The 18398-nt window shown below is 72.0% G+C and carries 18 protein-coding genes; 9 read left to right on the top strand and 9 right to left on the bottom strand.

What is annotated here, in order from left to right:
• Positions 1-19: 19 nt before the first annotated feature.
• Together ABGB01_RS23350 and ABGB01_RS23345 are read right to left on the bottom strand one after the other, a co-directional pair.
• Complete coding sequence (locus ABGB01_RS23350) at positions 20-778, bottom strand: class I SAM-dependent methyltransferase (protein WP_347775663.1); 759 nt, start codon at positions 776-778, stop codon at positions 20-22.
• Between the two features lie 185 nt (positions 779-963).
• Positions 964-1362, bottom strand: a complete 399-nt coding sequence (locus ABGB01_RS23345) for a hypothetical protein (protein WP_347775662.1) — start codon at positions 1360-1362, stop codon at positions 964-966.
• Between the two features lie 372 nt (positions 1363-1734).
• Here ABGB01_RS23345 and ABGB01_RS23340 point away from each other — a divergent pair, with 372 nt between their 5' ends.
• Both ABGB01_RS23340 and ABGB01_RS23335 read left to right on the top strand, forming a co-directional pair.
• Positions 1735-1914, top strand: coding sequence for a hypothetical protein (locus ABGB01_RS23340; protein WP_347775661.1), 180 nt, complete (start codon positions 1735-1737; stop codon positions 1912-1914).
• A gap of 138 nt (positions 1915-2052) precedes the next feature.
• Positions 2053-2811, top strand: coding sequence for a BTAD domain-containing putative transcriptional regulator (locus tag ABGB01_RS23335; RefSeq protein ID WP_347775660.1), 759 nt, complete (start codon positions 2053-2055; stop codon positions 2809-2811).
• Positions 2812-2829: 18 nt separating this feature from the next.
• Here ABGB01_RS23335 and ABGB01_RS23330 read toward each other — a convergent pair whose 3' ends face one another.
• Positions 2830-3351 (bottom strand): TlpA disulfide reductase family protein, encoded by a 522-nt coding sequence (locus ABGB01_RS23330; protein ID WP_347775659.1) that lies wholly within the window; start codon positions 3349-3351, stop codon positions 2830-2832.
• Positions 3351-3866, bottom strand: a complete 516-nt coding sequence (locus tag ABGB01_RS23325; RefSeq protein WP_347775658.1) for a MauE/DoxX family redox-associated membrane protein — start codon at positions 3864-3866, stop codon at positions 3351-3353. Before ABGB01_RS23325 ends, ABGB01_RS23330 begins: the two co-directional genes overlap by 1 nt.
• 204 nt (positions 3867-4070) lie before the next feature.
• On the opposite strand from ABGB01_RS23325, the gene ABGB01_RS23320 reads away from it, so the two are divergent.
• Genes ABGB01_RS23320 through ABGB01_RS23305 form a run of 4 tightly spaced genes read left to right on the top strand, consistent with a single transcriptional unit; the run spans position 4071 to position 9991 of the window.
• Positions 4071-4598 carry a PadR family transcriptional regulator gene (locus ABGB01_RS23320; protein WP_347775657.1) on the top strand — a complete coding sequence of 176 codons (528 nt, stop codon included), beginning with the start codon at positions 4071-4073 and terminating at the stop codon, positions 4596-4598.
• Entirely contained in the window at positions 4595-5305 is a 711-nt protein-coding gene (locus ABGB01_RS23315) for an ABC transporter ATP-binding protein (protein WP_347775656.1), read from the top strand. Before ABGB01_RS23320 ends, ABGB01_RS23315 begins: the two co-directional genes overlap by 4 nt.
• Positions 5302-7584, top strand: coding sequence for an FtsX-like permease family protein (locus tag ABGB01_RS23310; RefSeq protein WP_347775655.1), 2283 nt, complete (start codon positions 5302-5304; stop codon positions 7582-7584). Before ABGB01_RS23315 ends, ABGB01_RS23310 begins: the two co-directional genes overlap by 4 nt.
• Before the next feature lie 55 nt (positions 7585-7639).
• Positions 7640-9991: a penicillin acylase family protein gene (locus ABGB01_RS23305; protein ID WP_347775654.1), complete on the top strand. Its 2352-nt coding sequence runs from the start codon at positions 7640-7642 to the stop codon at positions 9989-9991.
• A 21-nt stretch (positions 9992-10012) separates the two neighbouring features.
• Here the strand turns inward: ABGB01_RS23305 and ABGB01_RS23300 are convergent, their stop codons facing one another.
• Positions 10013-10207 carry a hypothetical protein gene (locus ABGB01_RS23300; RefSeq protein ID WP_347775653.1) on the bottom strand — a complete coding sequence of 65 codons (195 nt, stop codon included), beginning with the start codon at positions 10205-10207 and terminating at the stop codon, positions 10013-10015.
• On the opposite strand from ABGB01_RS23300, the gene ABGB01_RS23295 reads away from it, so the two are divergent.
• Positions 10206-10373, top strand: a complete 168-nt coding sequence (locus ABGB01_RS23295) for a hypothetical protein (RefSeq protein ID WP_347775652.1) — start codon at positions 10206-10208, stop codon at positions 10371-10373. The two genes, ABGB01_RS23300 and ABGB01_RS23295, sit on opposite strands and share 2 nt — an antisense overlap.
• Complete coding sequence (locus ABGB01_RS23290; protein ID WP_347775651.1) at positions 10374-11678, top strand: cytochrome P450; 1305 nt, start codon at positions 10374-10376, stop codon at positions 11676-11678.
• A gap of 30 nt (positions 11679-11708) precedes the next feature.
• Here ABGB01_RS23290 and ABGB01_RS23285 read toward each other — a convergent pair whose 3' ends face one another.
• The 4 genes from ABGB01_RS23285 to ABGB01_RS23270 form a co-directional block, all read right to left on the bottom strand.
• A complete protein-coding gene (locus tag ABGB01_RS23285) occupies positions 11709-12452 on the bottom strand; it encodes a hypothetical protein (protein ID WP_347775650.1) in 744 nt (247 codons plus the stop codon).
• A gap of 90 nt (positions 12453-12542) precedes the next feature.
• On the bottom strand, positions 12543-14111 hold the full coding sequence (locus ABGB01_RS23280; RefSeq protein ID WP_347775649.1) for a serine/threonine-protein kinase: 1569 nt from the start codon (positions 14109-14111) through the stop codon (positions 12543-12545).
• Between the two features lie 3 nt (positions 14112-14114).
• A complete protein-coding gene (locus ABGB01_RS23275; RefSeq protein ID WP_347775648.1) occupies positions 14115-15695 on the bottom strand; it encodes a serine/threonine-protein kinase in 1581 nt (526 codons plus the stop codon).
• Positions 15696-15702: 7 nt separating this feature from the next.
• On the bottom strand, positions 15703-17355 hold the full coding sequence (locus ABGB01_RS23270; protein ID WP_347775647.1) for a serine/threonine-protein kinase: 1653 nt from the start codon (positions 17353-17355) through the stop codon (positions 15703-15705).
• 174 nt (positions 17356-17529) lie between these two features.
• Between ABGB01_RS23270 and ABGB01_RS23265 the strand changes: the two genes are divergently transcribed.
• A complete protein-coding gene (locus ABGB01_RS23265; protein WP_347775646.1) occupies positions 17530-18327 on the top strand; it encodes a hypothetical protein in 798 nt (265 codons plus the stop codon).
• Positions 18328-18398 lie beyond the last annotated feature (71 nt).

Genomic DNA, 18398 nt, shown 5'->3' with positions numbered 1-18398 from the left:
ACAGGCGGTGCCGGCACGTTCAGGGCCGTTCCAGCGTGAGCAGTGGCTCGGGGAACTCGGGCGCCGGTGCGCCGGGGTCCGCGGCGACGGCCTCCTCCAGGCGGCGGAAGCCGGCCTCCAGCTCGTCGGGAGTGAGCTGAGCGAAGAACGACAGGGTACGCAGGCGCAGCCGTTCGAGCATGTCGCCGCGGGTGCCCGCGGACGGCTCGGTCACCGTGCCGAAGCCGGCGACGCGCCAGCCGTCCGACGTGAACATGGCGATGACCTCGTGCAGCGGCTGGAACAGCGAGGCGTCCGCCTCGTAGCCGCGAGGGAAGTGCTCCAGCCACCACGGCCTCGGATGGTGGTCGCGGAAATTCGCGCGCAGCAGCAGCCGGCCGCCGGGCCTGAGCACCCTGGCCAGCTCCCGGACCGCCGCCGGCTTGTCCTGGACGTGGTGCCAGGACAAGAACATGAGAGCGTAGTCGGCGCTGCCGGACGGCACCGGCATGTCCTCGGCGGAGCCCGCCAGATACCGCACATCGGGATGCGGGGCGTGCGCCTGCGCCGTCTCGCGCATGCGGACCGACGGCTCGACCCCGGTGACCGGCCCGAACGCTGTCGCCAGCGCGGGGGTGAACCTGCCGGTCCCCGAGCCGACGTCCAGCCCCGCCAGCGGACGCCGCTCGGGCAGCACCGCTGCGAAGGCGCTGATCCAGGTCCGCAGCTGCCGCTCGTTGAGCGCGCGGCCGCGCGCGTAGTCCTGGTGCTGCTCCGCGTCGTAGTCGATCCGCCTCATCGCAGCTCCCGCACGCCAGTCGGACTCCCCGAACCGTCAGCCCGATATATCGAGTTGATACATCGTCACGATAGGCAGGGCCGCGTCATGCCGCAAGACCGGAATGTCGGACGGGCGTACCCGAAGCATCGACAAAACGTGGTGGCGGCCCCGGCCGCCACGCCGCCACCACCGCCCTCATCGTGTCACGTGTGGTCCTTGCTCTTGTTCCAGTCGCACTTCGGGTAGCTCGAGCCGTGGACGGATCGGAAGTTGGCCACGGACATCCACCCGTACGTCCTGGTGCCCTTGACCCGCCCGTAGACCCAGAGATTGCCGTAGGAGTTCTTCGTCCAGCAGTGGAAGTAGAGCACCTGACCCTTGTGCATCCGCCTGACGTTGCAGGTGCGCGTGACCGGCTTTCTCTTGAGGTTGTACGACCCCTTCATGACGCCCCAGCCGTCGTCCAGGTTCGGGCCGCTGGCCGAGACCGTTATGCACGGTATCGATGTCGCGGCCTGGGCGGCCGGGGCGCTCACCAACGCCAGGCCCGCGATCGCGCCGGCGGTCGCGAGCACTGCCGTGGATGTGCTGAGGTAACGCATACGGTTCCCTTCTCCGCTGACTCGTCCCTCGTGAAAGGGGGACATCCCGGAGAAGTGTGGGACTCCTCGTGTTGAGGATCTGTTGAAGATCTGTTGCATCCGGACGACGGTCAGATCCGGGGCCCTCCCGGCCGCCCGCGGAGACCGGCGGTCGGGCACCACCACGCACGTAGAGCCCGGGGCTGTCGACCACGCCGCCCTCGTGCAGCAGCAGGCCCTTCGCGTCGATCACGGGCACGTCGAGGCTAGCGGCACGCGATCGGCGGGCTAGGGCCATGGGTGAGCCTTGACGTCGTGTCATCTCCGCCCGCTGCGCACACGCGACCAGCGGGCGGAGGAAGCAAGGCAATCCCTACATCGAAGGAATGGCTCATGACGTCTGTCCTTGGAAAGCTCAGCGACCGGCTGCTGGCGATGGTCGTCCCGCAGGAGAGCGCCGCGGCCGTGGAGTGCTACTACATCTACAAGTGCATATACCCCATCAGGCTCCGCGCCCGCTGCTGTGACGGAAGCTGCGGCAAGTACGAGATCATCAGCGAAAACGGCTGCTGACGGCCGACCTCGAACGTGCCCGCCCGTCCCGCCACGACGCCCGGTCGAGCTGAGGCCGTCCGAACGTGACGGGCAGGCATGCCCGCGACATACCTGGAACATACCGCCATCGACCAGGATTCCGGTCGGAGGTGGGGGATGTTCACATTGCTGGGACGTCTGGCGGTAACGGATGGCGGCGGCCGGGCGATCACGGTCCGGGCCGCCAAACAGCAGGCGGTGCTCGCCGTACTCATCCTGCGTCCGGGCGAGGTGGTCACCCTCGACCGGCTGATGGCCGAGCTCTGGCAGCACGAGCCGCCCGCCACGGCGAAGGCGAGCGTGCAGACGTACGTGTACCGCCTGCGGCGCACGCTGTCCCCGCTCGCCGCCGACGGCGTGGATCTGGCCACCGTCGGAAACGGCTACACCTTGATCGTCCCAGACCGGGCGGTCGACGTCAGGGTGTTCGAGGCGGCCGTCGCCGAAGGGTCGGACGCCCTGACGGAAGGCGAGGCGGGAGCCGCGGTCAAGCTGCTGCGGGAGGCTCTGGCGCTCTGGCGCGGCCCCGTGGTGCCGGAGATCGACGTCGAGCTCGTCCGCTGCGAGCGCCGCCGCCTGGAGGAGCTCCATCTGACCGCGCGCGAGTTGTGCGCGGAGGCCGAACTGCGGCTCGGCCACCACAACCGCGTCATCCCGGAGCTGGAACGGCTCGTCGAGGCCCATCCTTTCCGCGAGGCCTCGTGGGCGATGTTGTTGCGGGCGCTGGCCGGCCGTGGCCGCCGTGCCGAGGCGCTGGCCGCCTACCGCCGGCTACGCGACATCCTCGGCTCCGAGCTCGGCATCGAGCCGGCCGACGCGCTGCGCCGCCAGCACCAGGAGATCCTGCAGGGTGACGGCGTCCTCGTCATGGAGTAGGCCGGGTCCGGCCACCGGTCACGAGCCCACCGTGGTGGGGATGATGTGATCGCTGTCGGCCACCGCGCCGTCCGCGTCGAGCAGGAAGACGGTCGGGTAGCCGGCGACCTTGAACGCCGACTGCACCGGGCCCTGGGGCTCCTCGGTGACGACGCTCGCCACCTGCGCGAGGTGTTCGACGTACGGCGCCGCGTCCTCGTCGGAGCCGGCGGCGACCACGGCGAGCACCGCGTCCGGCGTCCGCCGTGCGGCCTCGACGAAGTGGGGCAGCAGGTCCTTGCACGGCTTGCAGCCCGGCGAGAAGAAGCCCACCATGGCGGGGCCGCCGAGCAGTTCCCCCGAGATCGGCTCGCCGTTCGTGGTCGTGGCCGCGAAGTCCGGGATCCTGTCACCCCGCGCGAGCCCTCCCGTCGTCATCGGCTCAGGGAAGTCCTGCCGGCCGCTCTGCTCACGGAGCCGGCGGATCACGCCTACGGTCAGCAGCAGATTCACCATGCACAGCAGACCGACCAGCACGACCGCGGCGACCAGATAAGGCATCACACACTCCCCGACGTTTCCATGAACAGCCCAGCGATGTCGTCGAAGGCGATCAGCACGATCGCCCCCGCCAGCCCGGCCGGCACCGCCACCGCCAGTCCGGCGGCGGCCGGCGATCCGCCGGAGTGGATCAGGCCCGCGCCGCCCAGCGCCACCACGAGCAGCAGCAGGGCGTTACGGACCAGGTGCACCCGCCCGAGAGGGGTCGCGGAGAGGCCGAAGCAGCGGCACGGCGCGCGTACGCCCTTCCGGATCGACATGATGATCACCAGCGTGAATCCGGCGAGCAGGATCGTGCTCAGGACAAGCCCCGCCTGGGGGATCGGCATGAGGACCGCCGCCACCGCCTCGCCGGCCGCCACCGCACCGGCGGCCGGGAGGCGGAATCCCTCCGGCAGCATCGTCAAGGACGCCGCGAACGACCGCACGGCCGCACCGCTGCGCAGCTTGGTGAACGCGGAGACCGCGAAGACGACCCCGAGCAGGACTTGGCATGCGACGAGCAAGAGATCCACGACAGGACATGGTGTCCGGTTCGTCTAGCGCGTCTCTAGCGCGCCGCTGGCGTCGAGCCCGGCAGCGTCGCCCGAGCCGTCTGGATCGGCGGGCCGAGGTGTGCGGCGGTTCTCAGGAGAGGAACGCCTGACGCCCGGTCGTCATGACCGTATGCGCCACGCCCTTATACTCCGCGGATATACCTCCAGTGTATAGTCGCCGTCATGACAGTCCCCTTGGCGCTGCTGGGCCTCCTGGACCGCGAGCCCAGCTACGGCTACGACCTGAAGCGCGACTACGACACCTACTTCGGCAGGGGGAAGCCGCTCCCTTTCGGGCAGGTCTATTCGACGCTCGCCCGCCTGGCCAGGGACGGCAAGGTCACGGCCGGCCAGAGCGAGCGCGGCGACGGCCCCGACCGCAAGCGTTACGCCATCACCCCGGAAGGCAGGCACGAGGTGGGGGCGTGGCTGGCCGAGCCGGTGGCGGCGGAGCCGTACCTGCAGACGGTGTTGTTCACGAAGGTGGTGCTGGCGCTGATGCTGGGCCACGACGCGCAGCGCTTCCTGGACCTCCAGCGCGCCACGCACATGCGGCGCATGCGCGAGCTGTCGGAGGTCAAACGGGGCGGCGCTCTCGTGGACGCCCTGCTGGCCGATCACGGCATGTTCCATCTGGAGGCCGACCTGCGCTGGATCGACGTGACCGCGGCCCGGCTGGGCGCGCTGGCGGAAACGGTCCGGCCCGCATGACCGTTGACGCCCTTCCCGTGCCGGGCCCGCTGCTGGAGGCCCGTTCCATCGACCGTTCGTACGGCCGGACGCCGGCGTTGCGCGAGGCGAGCCTGTTCGTGGCGGCGGGTGAGATTCTGGCGATCATGGGCCCGAGCGGTTCCGGCAAGTCCACGCTGCTGCACTGCCTGGCCGGGATCTTCAGCCCCGACAAGGGCGAGGTCTGGTTCGACGGGCGGCGGCTGGACACCCTGAGCGACGCCAGGCGGTCCGAGCTGCGCCGCACCGCGTTCGGCTTCGTCTTCCAGTTCGGCCGGCTGGTGCCGGAGCTCACGGTGGCCGACAACGTCGCCCTCCCGCTGCTGCTCGGCAAGGTCGGGCGCAGGCAGGCCTACCAGCGGGCGGACGGCTGGCTGCGGCGGCTGGAGCTGGACGAGCTGGGCGGCCGGCGTACGGGCGAGCTGTCCGGAGGGCAGGCGCAGCGCGTGGCGATCGCCAGGGCGCTGGTGACACGGCCCAAGGTGATCTTCGCGGACGAGCCCACCGGCGCGCTCGACTCGCTCACCGGAGAAAGGGTCATGGAGCTGCTCGTCGGCCTGGCCCGTCAGGAGGGCACGACCGTGGTCGTGGTGACCCACGACGCCCGCGTCGCCGCCTGCACCGACCGGGAGGTCGTGGTGCGCGACGGCAGGATCACCGATCCCTACGCCGGCGAGGCCGTGCGATGACCTTGTGGCTGGGCCTGCGGCTGTCGTTGCGCGGCGGCCGGGAGGCGGCCGTCCGGCTGGTGCTCGTCACCGCCGCCGTCGCGATGGGGGTGACGGTGCTGCTGTCCACGGTGTCGCTGTTCAACGCCTTCCAGGTGACCGCGGGCCGGCCCTGCTGGGAGTGCACGACCGGCTCCGCGCCGGGTGGCTGGGCGCTGGGCGCCACCCCGGGCGCCGTGTTGTGGAACCACCGCCAGGACTCCTACGCGGGCCGCCCGATCAAGCGTCTCGACGTCGCCGTGCTCCACGCGGGAACACCCGCGCCGAGGCTTCCCGGCATCCCTGCGCTGCCCGGAGCGGGGCGGCTCTACGTCTCGCCGGCGCTCGCCGCGTTGATGGAGACCGTGCCACGGGAGCGACTCGCCGACCGCTTCCCGGGCACCCGTACGGGGCTGATCGGGCGGGCGGCGCTGTCCGGCCCCGACGACCTGGTCGTCGTCGTGGGCCGGACCCCCGACGAGCTTGCCGCCATGGCCGGCACCGTGGCCGTCGACGCCGTCGCCACCACCCCGGCCGCCGACGACACCACGGCGCTGTACGAGCACGGCTTCGGCATCGCCGCCGTCGGCCTGATCGTTCCGCTGCTCGTCCTCATCGGCACGGCCACGCGCCTGGCCGCCGCCCGCCGCGAGGCGCGCTTCGCGGCGATCAGGCTGGCGGGCGCCACCGCGCGCCAGATCAACACGATCGCGTCGGTCGACGCGGCGCTCGGCGCGCTCCTGGGCGCGCTCGCCGGCATCGCGGTCTTTCAGGCGGTGCGTCCCGCCCTGGCCGGCGTCGCCATCACCGGCTCCCGCTTCTTCCCCGACGTGGTCGCGCCCACCGCGCTCCAGTACGCCGCCGTGGTCGCGGGCGTGCCGCTCGCCGCCGCCGGCGCCGCCCTGTGGTCGCTGCGCCGGGTGCGGATCACGCCGCTCGGCGTGGCAGGCAAGGTACGGGCCTCCGCTCCGGGATGGTGGCGGATCGTCCCGCTCGTGGCGGGGCTGGGACTGTTCGCGGGCCCGGTGTTCGCGGACGGCAGGGAACCGGACGCGGTGCTCGTCGACGTCGGCCTGGCGCTGATCATGGTCGGTCTCGTGGTGGCCGGACCCTGGCTGACGATGCTGGCCGCGCGGCTGGTCGCCAGGGTCACGCCCGGCGCGGCGACGCTGCTGGCCGCCCAGCGGCTGGCGGCCGACCCCAAGGGCGCCTTCAGGTCGGTGAACGGCATCGTGCTTGCGGTCTTCATCGGCACGGCCGTCGCCGGCATCGTCCCCGCCGTCGTCTCGGGCCAGCGGGCCGCGGGCGGCGGCACGCTGAACACCGTCATGCGGGCGTCGTTCGGCTACGCCGAGGTCGCCCCGGGCCTGCCCCTGCCGCCTGACACGGCATCCGAGCTGCTCGCCGAGATCCGCGCCCGTCCCGGCGTCACCGTCCTGCCGATCCACCGCAGGGCCGACACGCCGCCCTGGCCCGGCGGCCCCCCGCCGTGCGACCCGGGCCCCGGCTGCCGGCCCGACTTCCTTCTCGCTCACGTGGTCGACTGCGACGCCCTGGCCCGATTCCCCGCGCTCGGCCGGTGCGTCCCGGGCATCCGCGCGGTGGCGGCCGACTTCAACCGGCTGCTGACCGGCGACAACATGCTCTCCGTCGACCGCAACCTGCCGCTCGTCGACCCGGCCAACACGGCCGCGCCCGCCGCCTCGGCCGGCCTGCCCCTGGCGGCGGTGCTGATCAGCGCCGACGACCCGGCCGTCCTCGAAGAGATCCGTACGCTGCTCACCCCGTACGTCGCCCGCGCCGGCAGCGCCGAGACGCCGCTGACGTTCGCCGAGGTCGCCCAGGCCCGCGCCGTGCTCCTCGACCAGGCCGAACGCGTGGCGCTGGCCATCGTCGCGCTGACCCTGCTGGTGGCGGGCTGCGGCCTGCTGGTGGCGGTCACCGGCGGCGTGGTGGAGCGCAGGCAGCCGTTCACGCTGCTGCGGCTGTGCGGCACGCCCACGCGGACGTTGTCGAGGGTGGTGCTGCTGGAGACGGCCGTCCCCATGGTGCTGGCGGCCCTGGTGGCGGCGGCCGCCGGCTTCGGCGTGGCCGAGCCGTTGATCGACCAGCTGGCCATCAAGAGCGCGCCGCCGGCGTTGCCGGGCCCCGCCTACTTCCTGACCCTCGGCGGCGGGCTGCTGGCCGCCATGGCGGTGATCACCGCCGGCCTGCCGCTGCTCAAGCGCGTGACCGCCCCCGACAATGCCCGCTTCGAATAGGGCCCGCATCGACCAGGGCCCGCTCTGAACAGGCCCGCTTGGAACAGGACTGCCGATGACCATGACCCTCCTCCGGCGGATGGCCGCAGCGCTCGTAGCGGCACTGGCCGGCGCCCTCCTCGTCGCGGCGCCGGGGAGCGGCGTCGCCCCGGCGCGAGCCGCCGAAGGCCGCTACGCCGCCGACATCAGGCGCACCGAGTACGGCATCCCGCACATCTCCGCGAAGAACCACGGCGGCCTCGGCTACGGCTACGGCTACGCGTTCGCGCAGGACAACCTGTGCGTCATGGCCTCGTGGGCGCTCACCCTGCGCGGCGAGCGGTCGCGCCACTTCGGCGCCGAGGCGATGTCGGACGACGTCACCGACCCGATCTCCAACCTGGCCAGCGACGTGTACTACAAGAGCGTCGAGGCGTCGGGCGCGCTGCGCCGGGTGCTCGCCCGCCCCGCGCCCCACGGCCCAAGCACCGCACTGCGCGCGCTCGTGGACGGCTACGTCGCCGGGTTCAACCGCTATCTGAGCGAAACGGGCGTGGCCAGGCTGCCCGACCCGGCCTGCCGGGGCAAGGCGTGGGTCGGCCCCATCACCGCCACGGACGTCTGGATGAACCTGCTCGACCTCGGCCGCCTGGGAGGCAGCTCCCAGTTCAAGGAGGCCATCGCCGCCTCCGGGCAGGCGGAGGAGAAACGTCCCTCGAAGAGGGTGACCGCCCCCGGCAGCAACGCCTACGCCATCGGGCGCGAAGCCACCCGCGGCGGCCACGGCATGCTGCTGGCCGACCCCCACTTCCCGTGGAACGGCAGCCGCCGCTTCTACCAGGTCCACCTGACCATCCCGGGCGTGCTCGACGTGGCGGGCGGCAGTCTCTACGGCACCCCCATGGTCCAGATCGGCCACAACGCGAGCATGGCCTGGACGCACACCGTCTCCCACGCCCAGCGCTTCACCCTCTACCAGCTCGAGCTGGCGCCGGGGCAGCGCACCACGTACCTGGTGGACGGCAGGCCGGAGCCGATGGGCCGGCAGGAGGTCACGGTCACCGTCCGGGACGCCCAGGGCGCGGTCAAGCCCGTCACCACCACCCTGTACACCTCCCGGTACGGCCCGGTGCTGGCGAACGGCTGGACGGAGGAGACGGCGGTCGCCCTGGCCGACGCCAACGCCGTCAACCTGCGCTTCGCCGACGAGTGGCTGGCCATGAGCGCCGCCCCCGACGTGATCGCCCTGCGGCGCGCGCAGGAGACGTACCAGGGCATGCCCTTCGTCTACACGCTCGCCACGGACGTCGGCGGCCAGGCGTACTTCGCCGACGCCTCGGTCGTCCCGCACGTCACCGACGAGCAGGCGGAGCGCTGCCGCGCCAAGGACGACCCCGAGCCGCTCATCCTGGACGGCTCCACGTCGGACTGCCTGTGGGGCGAGGACGCGGACGCGATCGAGCCGGGCATCTTCGGCCCGGCCGCCCAGCCCCGGCTGGTCCGCGCCGACTACGTGGCGAACGCCAACGCCAGTCCCTGGCTGACCAATCCCGAGGCCCCGCTCACGGACTATCCGCACATCTACGGCAACGTCCGTACGATGCGGGACCTGCGGACCCGGGTCGGCCTCGACATGATCGCGCAGCGGCTGTCGGGCGACGACGGGCTCGGCGCGCCCGGCTTCACCCTGGAGACCCTCCAGAAGGCGGCCACCGGCAAGCGCAACCTGAGCGCCGAACTGCTCCGCCGCGATCTGCGCACGTTGTGCCGGGCCGAGCCCGTGATGACGGCGAGCGACGGCGAGAAGGTCGACGTCCGCCGGGCCTGCGCCACGCTGGCGGCCTGGGACGGGCGGGCCCGCCTCGGCAGCCGGGGCGCGATCCTGTGGCGGGAGTTCTTCATGGGTCTCAACGGCCCGCAGAAGCGGCCCGACGGGTCGATCGCCCCGCCGAGGAGCTGGTGGAAGGTGCCGTTCGACGCCGAGCACCCGCTCACCACGCCGCGCGGGCTCGACATCACCGTTCCGGTGGTGCGGACCGCGCTGGCCGACGCGGTGCGGTTCTTCACGGCCAACGACGTCCCGCTGACGCTCACGCCGGGGCAGGCCCAGCGGTACGGCGCCGTCGCGGTGCCGGGATGCACCGAGGGGGAGGGCTGCTTCGACCGGATCCGTACCGGCGGCCCGCTCGGGAAGGACGGCCGCTACCCGGAGGTCAACGCCGGCTCCAGCTTCATGATGGCCGTGGAGCTGACCCCGGAGGGGCCGCGCACCCGTACCGTGCTGACGTACTCGTTGTCGGCCAACGCGGCCTCGCCGCACCACGCCGACCAGACCGAGCTGTTCTCGCGCGGCCAGTGGGTGAGCGAACGGTTCACCGAGGCCGAGATCCAGGCGAGCCCGCAGTTGGTGACGACGTCGCTGCGCTAGCGGGCGCGGGCGTCGCGGCGCTCACTCCGCTCGTTCGCCGGGGGACTCGACCGTGGCGGGCAGACGCGCCGCCCGCTTCTTGCTGGTCTGGACGTCGACGTCGGCGGCCTCCCGGACGTCCCAGAAGTTGTACTTGAAGGCCCGATGGACCTCCGGGTCCGTGATGCGGAGCATGGTCTCGTCGTTCTCGCGCAGCGATGAGGGATTGAGATTCATGCTGCCGGTGAAGACCACCTTCTGGTTGATTGATCTCGCATCCGGAGAAGGTCACGGCCGTGATCGGATCGGCGATCTGCTCCGTGAAGGGGGACTGACCCCGATACCGCGTGTTCTTGCACGACGAGCATTGATGCGCGCCGTGCATCTTTGTAGGGTCTTCTGAGTGACCTCGACCGAGAACAAGGACGTGCTGATGGCCGAAGACAGCTTGACCGAGGAGTCTCCGAGCGTGAACCCCACGGAGATGCGGCGGATCCTGCCGGCGGAGCTGGTGGAGCGTGGGCGTTGCCCGTTCGATCCGCCGCCGGGCCTGCGAGGCGAGAGCGCGGTCCGGCCGCTGGACCTGCTGAACGGCGCACGGGCGTGGCTGGTGACGGGGTTCGAGGAGGCCCGTACGGTGCTGTCGGACGCGCGTTTCAGCGCCGACAAGGTGCGCCACCGGGACGCGACGTCGCTGCAGCCGCACGAGGTGTCCGAGATGGAGGCGCAGCCGCGCAAGCCGGAGGTGGCGGAGCGGCAGGACGGGCTCTTCGTCTTCATGGACCCGCCGGAGCACACCCGGTTGCGCCGGCTACTGACGGGCCAGTTCACGGTGCGGCGGATGCGGGAGCTGGAGTCGCGGGTGAGGGAGATCGCGGTCGAGCACATCGAGGCGATGAAGGCGGCGGGCACGCGGGCCGATCTGGTGCCGGCGTTCGCGCTGCCGCTGCCGTCGCTGGTCATCTGCGAGTTGCTGGGCGTGGACTACGCCGACCGCGAGCTGTTCCAGAAGCGTATGTCGATCGGGCTGAACGCGAACGCGACCCCGGAGGAGCAGGCCGTCGCGCGCGCCGAGCTCTACGCGTTCATGCAGCGGCTGGTGGCGGGCAAACGCGCGAACCCCGCCGATGACCTGCTGTCCGGGCTCGTCCACGACGCCGACCCGCCCCTGACGGACGCGCAACTGGTCGACGTCGCGCTCATCCTGCTCAACGCGGGCCACGAGACCACGGCGAACATGCTGGGTCTGGGCATGTTCGCGCTGCTGGAGCACCCCGACCAGCTCGCGGCGCTGCGTGCCGACCCCGGCCTGATCGACAACACGGTGGAGGAACTGCTGCGGTTCCTGTCGATCATCCAGCTCGGGGTCAGCCGGGTCACCACGGAGCCGGTGACGCTGGGCGGCGTGGACCTCCCGGCCGGCGCGACCGTCGTGATCGCCACGCCCGAGGTCAACCGTGACCCGCGGCACTGGTCCGATCCCGACGCGCTCGACGTGCACCGCTCGCGCGCCCCGCACCTGGCCTTCGGCCATGGGATCCACCAGTGCCTGGGTCAGCAGCTGGCCCGGGTCGAGATGCGGACAGGGCTGGGCGAGCTGATCTCCCGCCTGCCGGATCTGCGCCTCGCGGTCCCGGCCGACCAGGTGCCGGTCCGCAACGAGATGCTCATCTTCGGCGTGCACGCGCTGCCGGTCACCTGGTCCTGAGAACCGGCCCGGGGCACCGCCCCGGGCCCCTCACCCCCCGCCGCTGCCGAGCTTCTGCGCGACCGCGCGGGCCGTCTCCAGCGCGCCCGCGGTCAGCCTGCCCTCGGCGTCCTCGGTGACGGAGCGGCCGTACTCGACCTCCACCACCGCGTTGCTCACCCGGACCCCCACGACCGCCTTCGTGGGCCCCCTGTCGCTGCCCTCCAGCGTGTACGCGGTGACATAGGAATCGTCCCCGACCGCCGGCTCGGCCTTGGTGTAGCCCCGGGGGATGAGCGACGCCTCGTGCCGGCGGGCGACGAACTGCTCGTGCGCCTGCGTCACCCCGTCGGGGAACACCTTGGTGTACACCTTCAGCCTGAAGGTCATGTTGGTGGGAAGCCCGGCCCCGTACGAGGGCAGGGTCGTCCACTCGCACTCCTCCTTGTAGATCTTCTGCTGCTTGGGGAAGATCACCAGCTTGGTCAGCAGTTCCTCGCCGAGGAGCTCGCACGGGTCGACGTCGCCGGAGAACTTCGCCTCACCGGTCGGGGGCGGCTCGCTCGTCGGGGGCTGCGTGCTGGGCGGCTGTGTGCTGGGCGGCGCGGACGAGGGCTTCGTCCGCGCCGCGACGGGTTCGCTCGGCGGCGCGGGCGGCGGCTCCTGCCTCGTCAGCAGGAAGGCGACCGTGAACACCATCAGCACGAGCACCGCCATGGCCCCGCCGAGGAGGCCGGGCGTGACCCGGACGCCGCCGGGCCGGGGGGAGCGGGGCGGGGTGGGTACCTCGTTCATGTGGTTCCGTGGCGCGGGGCTCCGGTCGTCCGCGGAGCCCGGGGAACGCCACTCCTCCTCTCGGGGACTTCTGGGTGGACGCCGCGCGCATCAGCCGGTCTCCGCCGACGGGACATCCCTGAGCGCGTCCACGATCGCGCGGGCCACCTTGACCGCTCGGTCCTGGTGCTCGGGTTTCAGCTCGGCACTGTCGGCGGCGGCCGAGTCGATCTCGACGACGAGGTTGCTGACGCGTACCCACACGATGCTGTGGGCCTGCGGGAACGCGGTCGACCACCAGTTCTGGGCGAAGGCCCCGTCTCCGAGGCCTTCGAGCTCGCGCACGGCCTGGTAGGTGCTGCCCTGCGCGCTGCCCTTCTTGGAGTCCTGCGCACGCTTCCTGCTGGTCAGGATCTTCCGCGCCGTCGCCACCTGCGGCGAGTGCGTGATCTGGATGTCGACGACGTCCTTGAACATGCCGACCGCCCAGCCGCACTTGGTGGTGTCGAGGCCGCCCGCACGCCTGCGTACCCCTGGCATGATCTTCTCGGCCTCCTGGTCGCTCACCAGCCGGCAGGCCTCGGGCGCCGCGGCGAAGCGACCGTCCCCCTTCGGCGCGGGCGCGGGCGTGGTCGCCGGGGTGGAAGCCGGCGGACGCGGGGTGGAGACCGGCGGGTGCGAGGAGGACGGGGCCTGGGCGATCGGCGTGTTCCTCGGGGGCTCGGTGGTGGCGGACGTGTTGACCAGGACCACCGCCGTGATGGCGACGGCGGTGGCGGCGGCCAGGCCGCCGAGCACGACGGGAAGCCTGCTCTTCCTGGAGGCGACCGGCACCGTGGTCGCCGTCATCACCGAGCGGCGCGCCGGCAGGGGAGCGGCGATCGGCTGGAGTGCCGCTCTTACCTGCTGCGGGTGGGGGCGCGCGGCCGGGTTCTTGTCCAGCATCGCCGCCAGCAGCCCGCCGAACGGCCCCGCGCTGACCGGTGGCGGCGGAGGCTGGGTGAGCACCGCCGCGACGATCGCCATGGGGGAGTCGCGGTGGAAAGGGCTGCGCCCCTCCACCGCCGTGTACAGGGTGGCGGCCAGCGACCAGAGATCGGAGGCCGGCCCCGCGGGCTCGCCGCGCAGGCGTTCCGGCGCGACGTACCCCGGTGAGCCGGCCGCCCCCGGCCGCTCGGCCGCCGCGGTCGCGCTCGGGGTGTCGTCGATGTGCGCGGCGATGCCGAAGTCGGTGAGGACGGCCTCGCCGGAGTCGGTCATCATCACGTTGCCCGGCTTCACGTCCCGGTGCAGGATCCCGCGCCGGTGCGCCGCCTCCAGCGCGTCGAGCACCCGCAGCCCGATGGACGCGACCTGGCCGGGCGGCAGCCTGCCGCTCTCCCGCAGCAGGTCGGCCAGCGACCGGCCGGGGAGCAGGTCCATGACGATCCACGGTTGTCCCTGCTCGGCGAGGACGTCGTGCACGGTGATGATCGCCGGATGGTTCAGTGACGCCGCCGCGCGGGCCTCGCGCAGCGTGTCCGTGAGCGCTCTGTCCCTCCTGGCCGGGTCGGCGGGCAGGCGCACCTCCTTGACCGCGACCTCGCGGCCCAGCACGGTGTCGCGGGCCCGCCACACCGTGCCCGCGCCGCCCGCGCCCAGGGGAGCGAGCAGCTGGTATCGCCTGGCGATCACGTGCATGGGTCAGGCCTTGGCGTCGAGGTTCTGGACGAGGTGCTTGATCGCCTTCTCCGTCTTCTCGCGCAACCCCGGCTCCTTCTCGACGTTGCGCGTGAAGCGGATCTCACCCACGATGTTGCTGGTCCTGAACACCGAGTAGACCGAGGACTTCTTGGTGCTGAACGTGGTCTCGCTCTTCTCCCAGCCGACGGCCCCGTCGCCGGCGCCGGGGATCTCGAAGACCTCGCCCTGCTCGCCGCCGCTGCCGCCGCGTCCGGCCTCCGACTCGGCCTTGGCCCTGGCGCCCTGCACGTGTTCCTCGGCCAGCTTGGTCTCGTAACCGTCGCCCTGCTGCGGATAGAGGAAGAGCGTGAGGTTGAGCGAGAGGCTCTTGTCGTCGCGCGGCTTGCTCCACGTGCATTTGACGGTGGGCTCCACGCTGCTGGTCATGTACTTGCCCACGACCTCGGTGGCCTGGTCTCTGGTGAGCAGCTGGCAGGGCCGGGGGATCGCGGTGAACTTGCCGGGCGTGCGCGCGACGGGCGTGCCCGTGGCGGTCGGCGTGGGCGCCGCCGTCGTCGGGCCTGTCGCTGTGGTAGGTCCTGTGGGCGGTGTCGTGGGGGCCCCGGTGCTCACCAGGGTGGTGGGCGGGGCGGCGGGCGGGGTGCTGGTCAGGATGAGCGCGACCGCCGTCACGAAGAAGGCGAGCACGGCCGCGGCGGACCCGTACACCGGGAGTTCGGGCAGCACCCAGGACACCTGGTGCGAGCCCGCGGGCATAGTGGCGGCGGTGCCGCCGGTGAAGGGCTGCAGGGCCGCCCTCAGCGCCACCGTGTCCGGGCGCCGTGCGGGCTCCTTCTCCAGCAGCCGCATGAGCACGGGCCCCAGCGCGCCCGCCCGCTGGGGTGGCCTGGGCGGCTCGGTCATCACCGCGCCGTGCGTGGCCATGGCGGTCGGACGCGCGAACGGCGGCACGCCCTCGACGGCGGTGTAGATCGTCGCCCCGAGCGACCAGAGGTCGGCGGCGGGCCCGGCGGCCCGGCCGGGCTCCTCGGTGAGCGCCTCGGGAGCGGTGTACCCCGGTGTCCCCATCGGCGCGCCGCCCTGTTGCCCGCCGGCTCTGGTGGCGATGCCGAAGTCGGACAGCAGGATGCGGCCGTCGTCGGCGAGCAGCACGTTGCCCGGCTTGACGTCGCGGTGCAGCAGCCCGCGCGTGTGCGCGGCGGCCAGCGCGGACAGCACGAACAGCCCGATCGAGGAGGCCCACTGAGGTGAGAGCGGCCCGCCCGACTTCACGACCTCGTCGAGGGAGCGGCCCTTGACGAGCTCCATGACGATCCACGGCTCGGCCCCCTCCACGACCACGTCGTGGATCGCGACCACGGCGGGATGCCTGACCTGGACCGCGACGCGCGCCTCGTGCAGGGTGCGCTCGCGCAGCCGTGCGTGGTCGTCAGGGGACAGGTTCGCGGGCAGGTGCACCTGCTTGACCGCCACCTCGCGCCCGATCACCGTGTCGTGGGCGCGCCATACGACACCCATCCCGCCCCTGCCGATCTGCGCGATCAACTGGTAGCGCCCGCCCACGAGTCGTGGCTGGTTCACCGCATCATCACCCCTGGCGTCCTAGCGCCGCCGCGACCCATCGGGCGGCGTCACGCGCGCCCTTGCGCATGGCCTCGTTGTCGCCGATCTTTTTCACATCGACGTATCTGATCTGCATCACGACGTTGCTCATACGGAAGATCACGTCGTGCCGTTCCACCTGGCCCTTGTTGCTGATGAGCTCGTAACTGAACGCCTCGTCACCGATGCCGTTGACTTCCGTGTACGCCTTGCTCTCCTGGATGACGGCGTTCTCCATGCCGATGTCAGGCCACTTCCACGTGATCTTCGAGCCGGACTCGGCGCCGTTGAGCATGTTGACGAACTTCTCCGATGCCTCGTCCACGCTGCGTCCCCAGGCGCTCTCCAGCGTGACCGGCTTCGCCGGGACGACGGCGACGCCGTTGCCGTGCGCCGTCCACGCGCAGCCTTCGCCCTCGCTCGTGCCCTTGGGGGAGGCCTTCGGGACCAGCGAGCGCACCTGGGTGGGGGTCAGAAGGGCGCACACGTCCACGGGCCCGCCGAACCTCGCGGCCGTCGCCGTGGCGGAGGGTGTCGCCGCAGGAGTCTGAACGGGGGCGGAGGTGGCGGCAAGCGTGCCGGTGGTCGCGGTGGTCGCGGTGGGCTGCGGGGTGGCCGGCGCCGATCGCGGCAGGAGCGCGACGGTGGCCGCCACGGCCGCCACGGCCGCGACCAGGCCGGCGCCGACGAGGACCGGCCCGCGCCTGCCGTCCCTGCGCGGTACGGTCAGGGGCCCAGATGAGGGCCCAGATGGGGACGCGGATGGAGGCGCGGACAGGGATGCGGTCATGGGCCCTGACGGCGGGGCGGCGCCCTGCCCGCCTTCCGTCACCTGCCGCAGCAGGTGGGCTGCCAGCCGCGCATCGGGGCGCTGGTACGGCTCGCGCGCCAGCAGGTGCATGAGCACCGGGCCGAGCCGTCCGGCACGCTGGGGAGGCCGGGGCGGCCGGGTCAGCGCGTCGCGCAGCACCGCCATGGGTGAGGTGCCGGTGTAGGGGGCCTGGCCCTCGACCGCGGAGTAGAGGGTGGCGCCCAGGGACCACAGGTCGGAGGCCGGGCCGCCGCGCTCGCCGCGCAGCCGCTCCGGGGCGATGTAGCCGGGGGAGCCGACGAGCAGGCCCGACTCGGTGATCGTGGCCTGGTCCTCCAGCCGGGCGATGCCGAAGTCGGTGAGCACCACTCGTCCGTCGTCGGTCAGGAACACGTTGGCCGGTTTGACGTCGCGGTGCTGGATGCCGTGGGCGTGCGCGGCCGACAGCGCGTCCAGCACCCGCAGCCCGAGCGCCGCCGCGCGTTCCGGCGCCCACGGGCCCTCCGCGGCCACGGCGTCCTTCAGATCGCGGCCCTTGAGCATCTCCATGACGATCGTGGGCAGGCCGTTGTGGGTGAGCACGTCGTGGACCGTGATGATGTTCGGATGCCGTAGCTGGGCGGCGGCCATCGCCTCACGTGTCGCGCGCTGCAGCGCCTCCTCGCGTTCGGCCGCGGTGAGCGACTCCGGCAGCAGCAGGGCCTTGACCGCGACGTGGCGGTCGAGGAGCTCGTCGTGGGCGAGCCATACCGTGCCCATGCCGCCCTGGCCGAGTGTCTGCAACACTCGGTAGCGGCCCGCGATTTTTCCTTCCCCGTTACCCGGCACCCGGCCACAGTATTGAGGGCAGGTTTCAATTCGCTATATTTCACGCCGCAATCAATCGCATGAGTCCGAGCCCTGGGAGCGACGATGACCACAGCACCACCTGTGCCACCTGCGTCTTTCTGGCCGGACCAGGGCAGCGGGCAGCCGTCGACCTCGAAGCCACCAGGGTGGGCGATGGGCATCATGGCCGCCGCCGCGACGGTCGCGGTGCTCGGCGGGGCTCTCATCGCCGTGCGGAACGTGGGCACGCAGCCTCCGGTCGCGATGCCCCCCGACCCCGGAGGCAAGGTCGGCGCTCCGGCCACCCAGCCCACCGCGGACCCCACCCTCGGCCCCACCGCGAGCCCGCCCACCGCATCCCCGCAGGACACGGCGCAGGCCTCGCCCTCCTCCACCGTGACCTCCACCTTCCCGCCGCTGCAGGACGTCCCCGAGGTGTGCGACCTGCTCCCCGCGAGCCTGACCTCGCGGCTGGCTCCCAAGAGCGAGTCCGAGCCGGGTGTGGCCAAGGACGGTTACGGCGCGAAGCGGAAGGACTGCGCGTGGAACCAGAAGGGCTACAACATGAAGGGCGGGTACAACGAGTCCCGCTCGTTCACCGTCAAGGTCAACGTCTTCCCGGACAACGACTCCGCCCTGGACGACGCCGACTTCTCGTGGCGCTCGATGCGTGACGACTCGGGCCAGACCAAGGGCGCCCCGTACAACACGAAATATGGGGAGATCAAGGAAATCAGTGATCTCGGCGACGGGGCGTACGCGATCTACAACGAGCACACCGACAGACGGAGGGCGATGGCCTGGATTCTCGTCGTCAGAGGCAACGCCACCATCGACATCCATTTCCACGGCTCCGACAACAAGGGCCGCGAAATCCTCCCGAACAAGGACAGCCGGCCCGTCCCCGAGGAAGAACTCCTGCAGGGAGCGGAGGAGATCGCCAGGGAGACCCTCAAGAACCTCACGGGCTGAGGCGCCCCGCGTGGTCGCCCGGGGTGGCTCGCGCGCCGCACGCCCGGCGGTGCATGAGCGGCCCCTACCGG

The sequence above is a fragment of the Nonomuraea sp. B5E05 genome, from assembly GCF_039880665.1.
In the GTDB taxonomy this organism is placed as follows: domain Bacteria; phylum Actinomycetota; class Actinomycetes; order Streptosporangiales; family Streptosporangiaceae; genus Nonomuraea.
The sequence above is the reverse complement of the archived record's forward strand: the minus strand, read 5'-3'. Positions and strand labels throughout refer to the sequence as shown.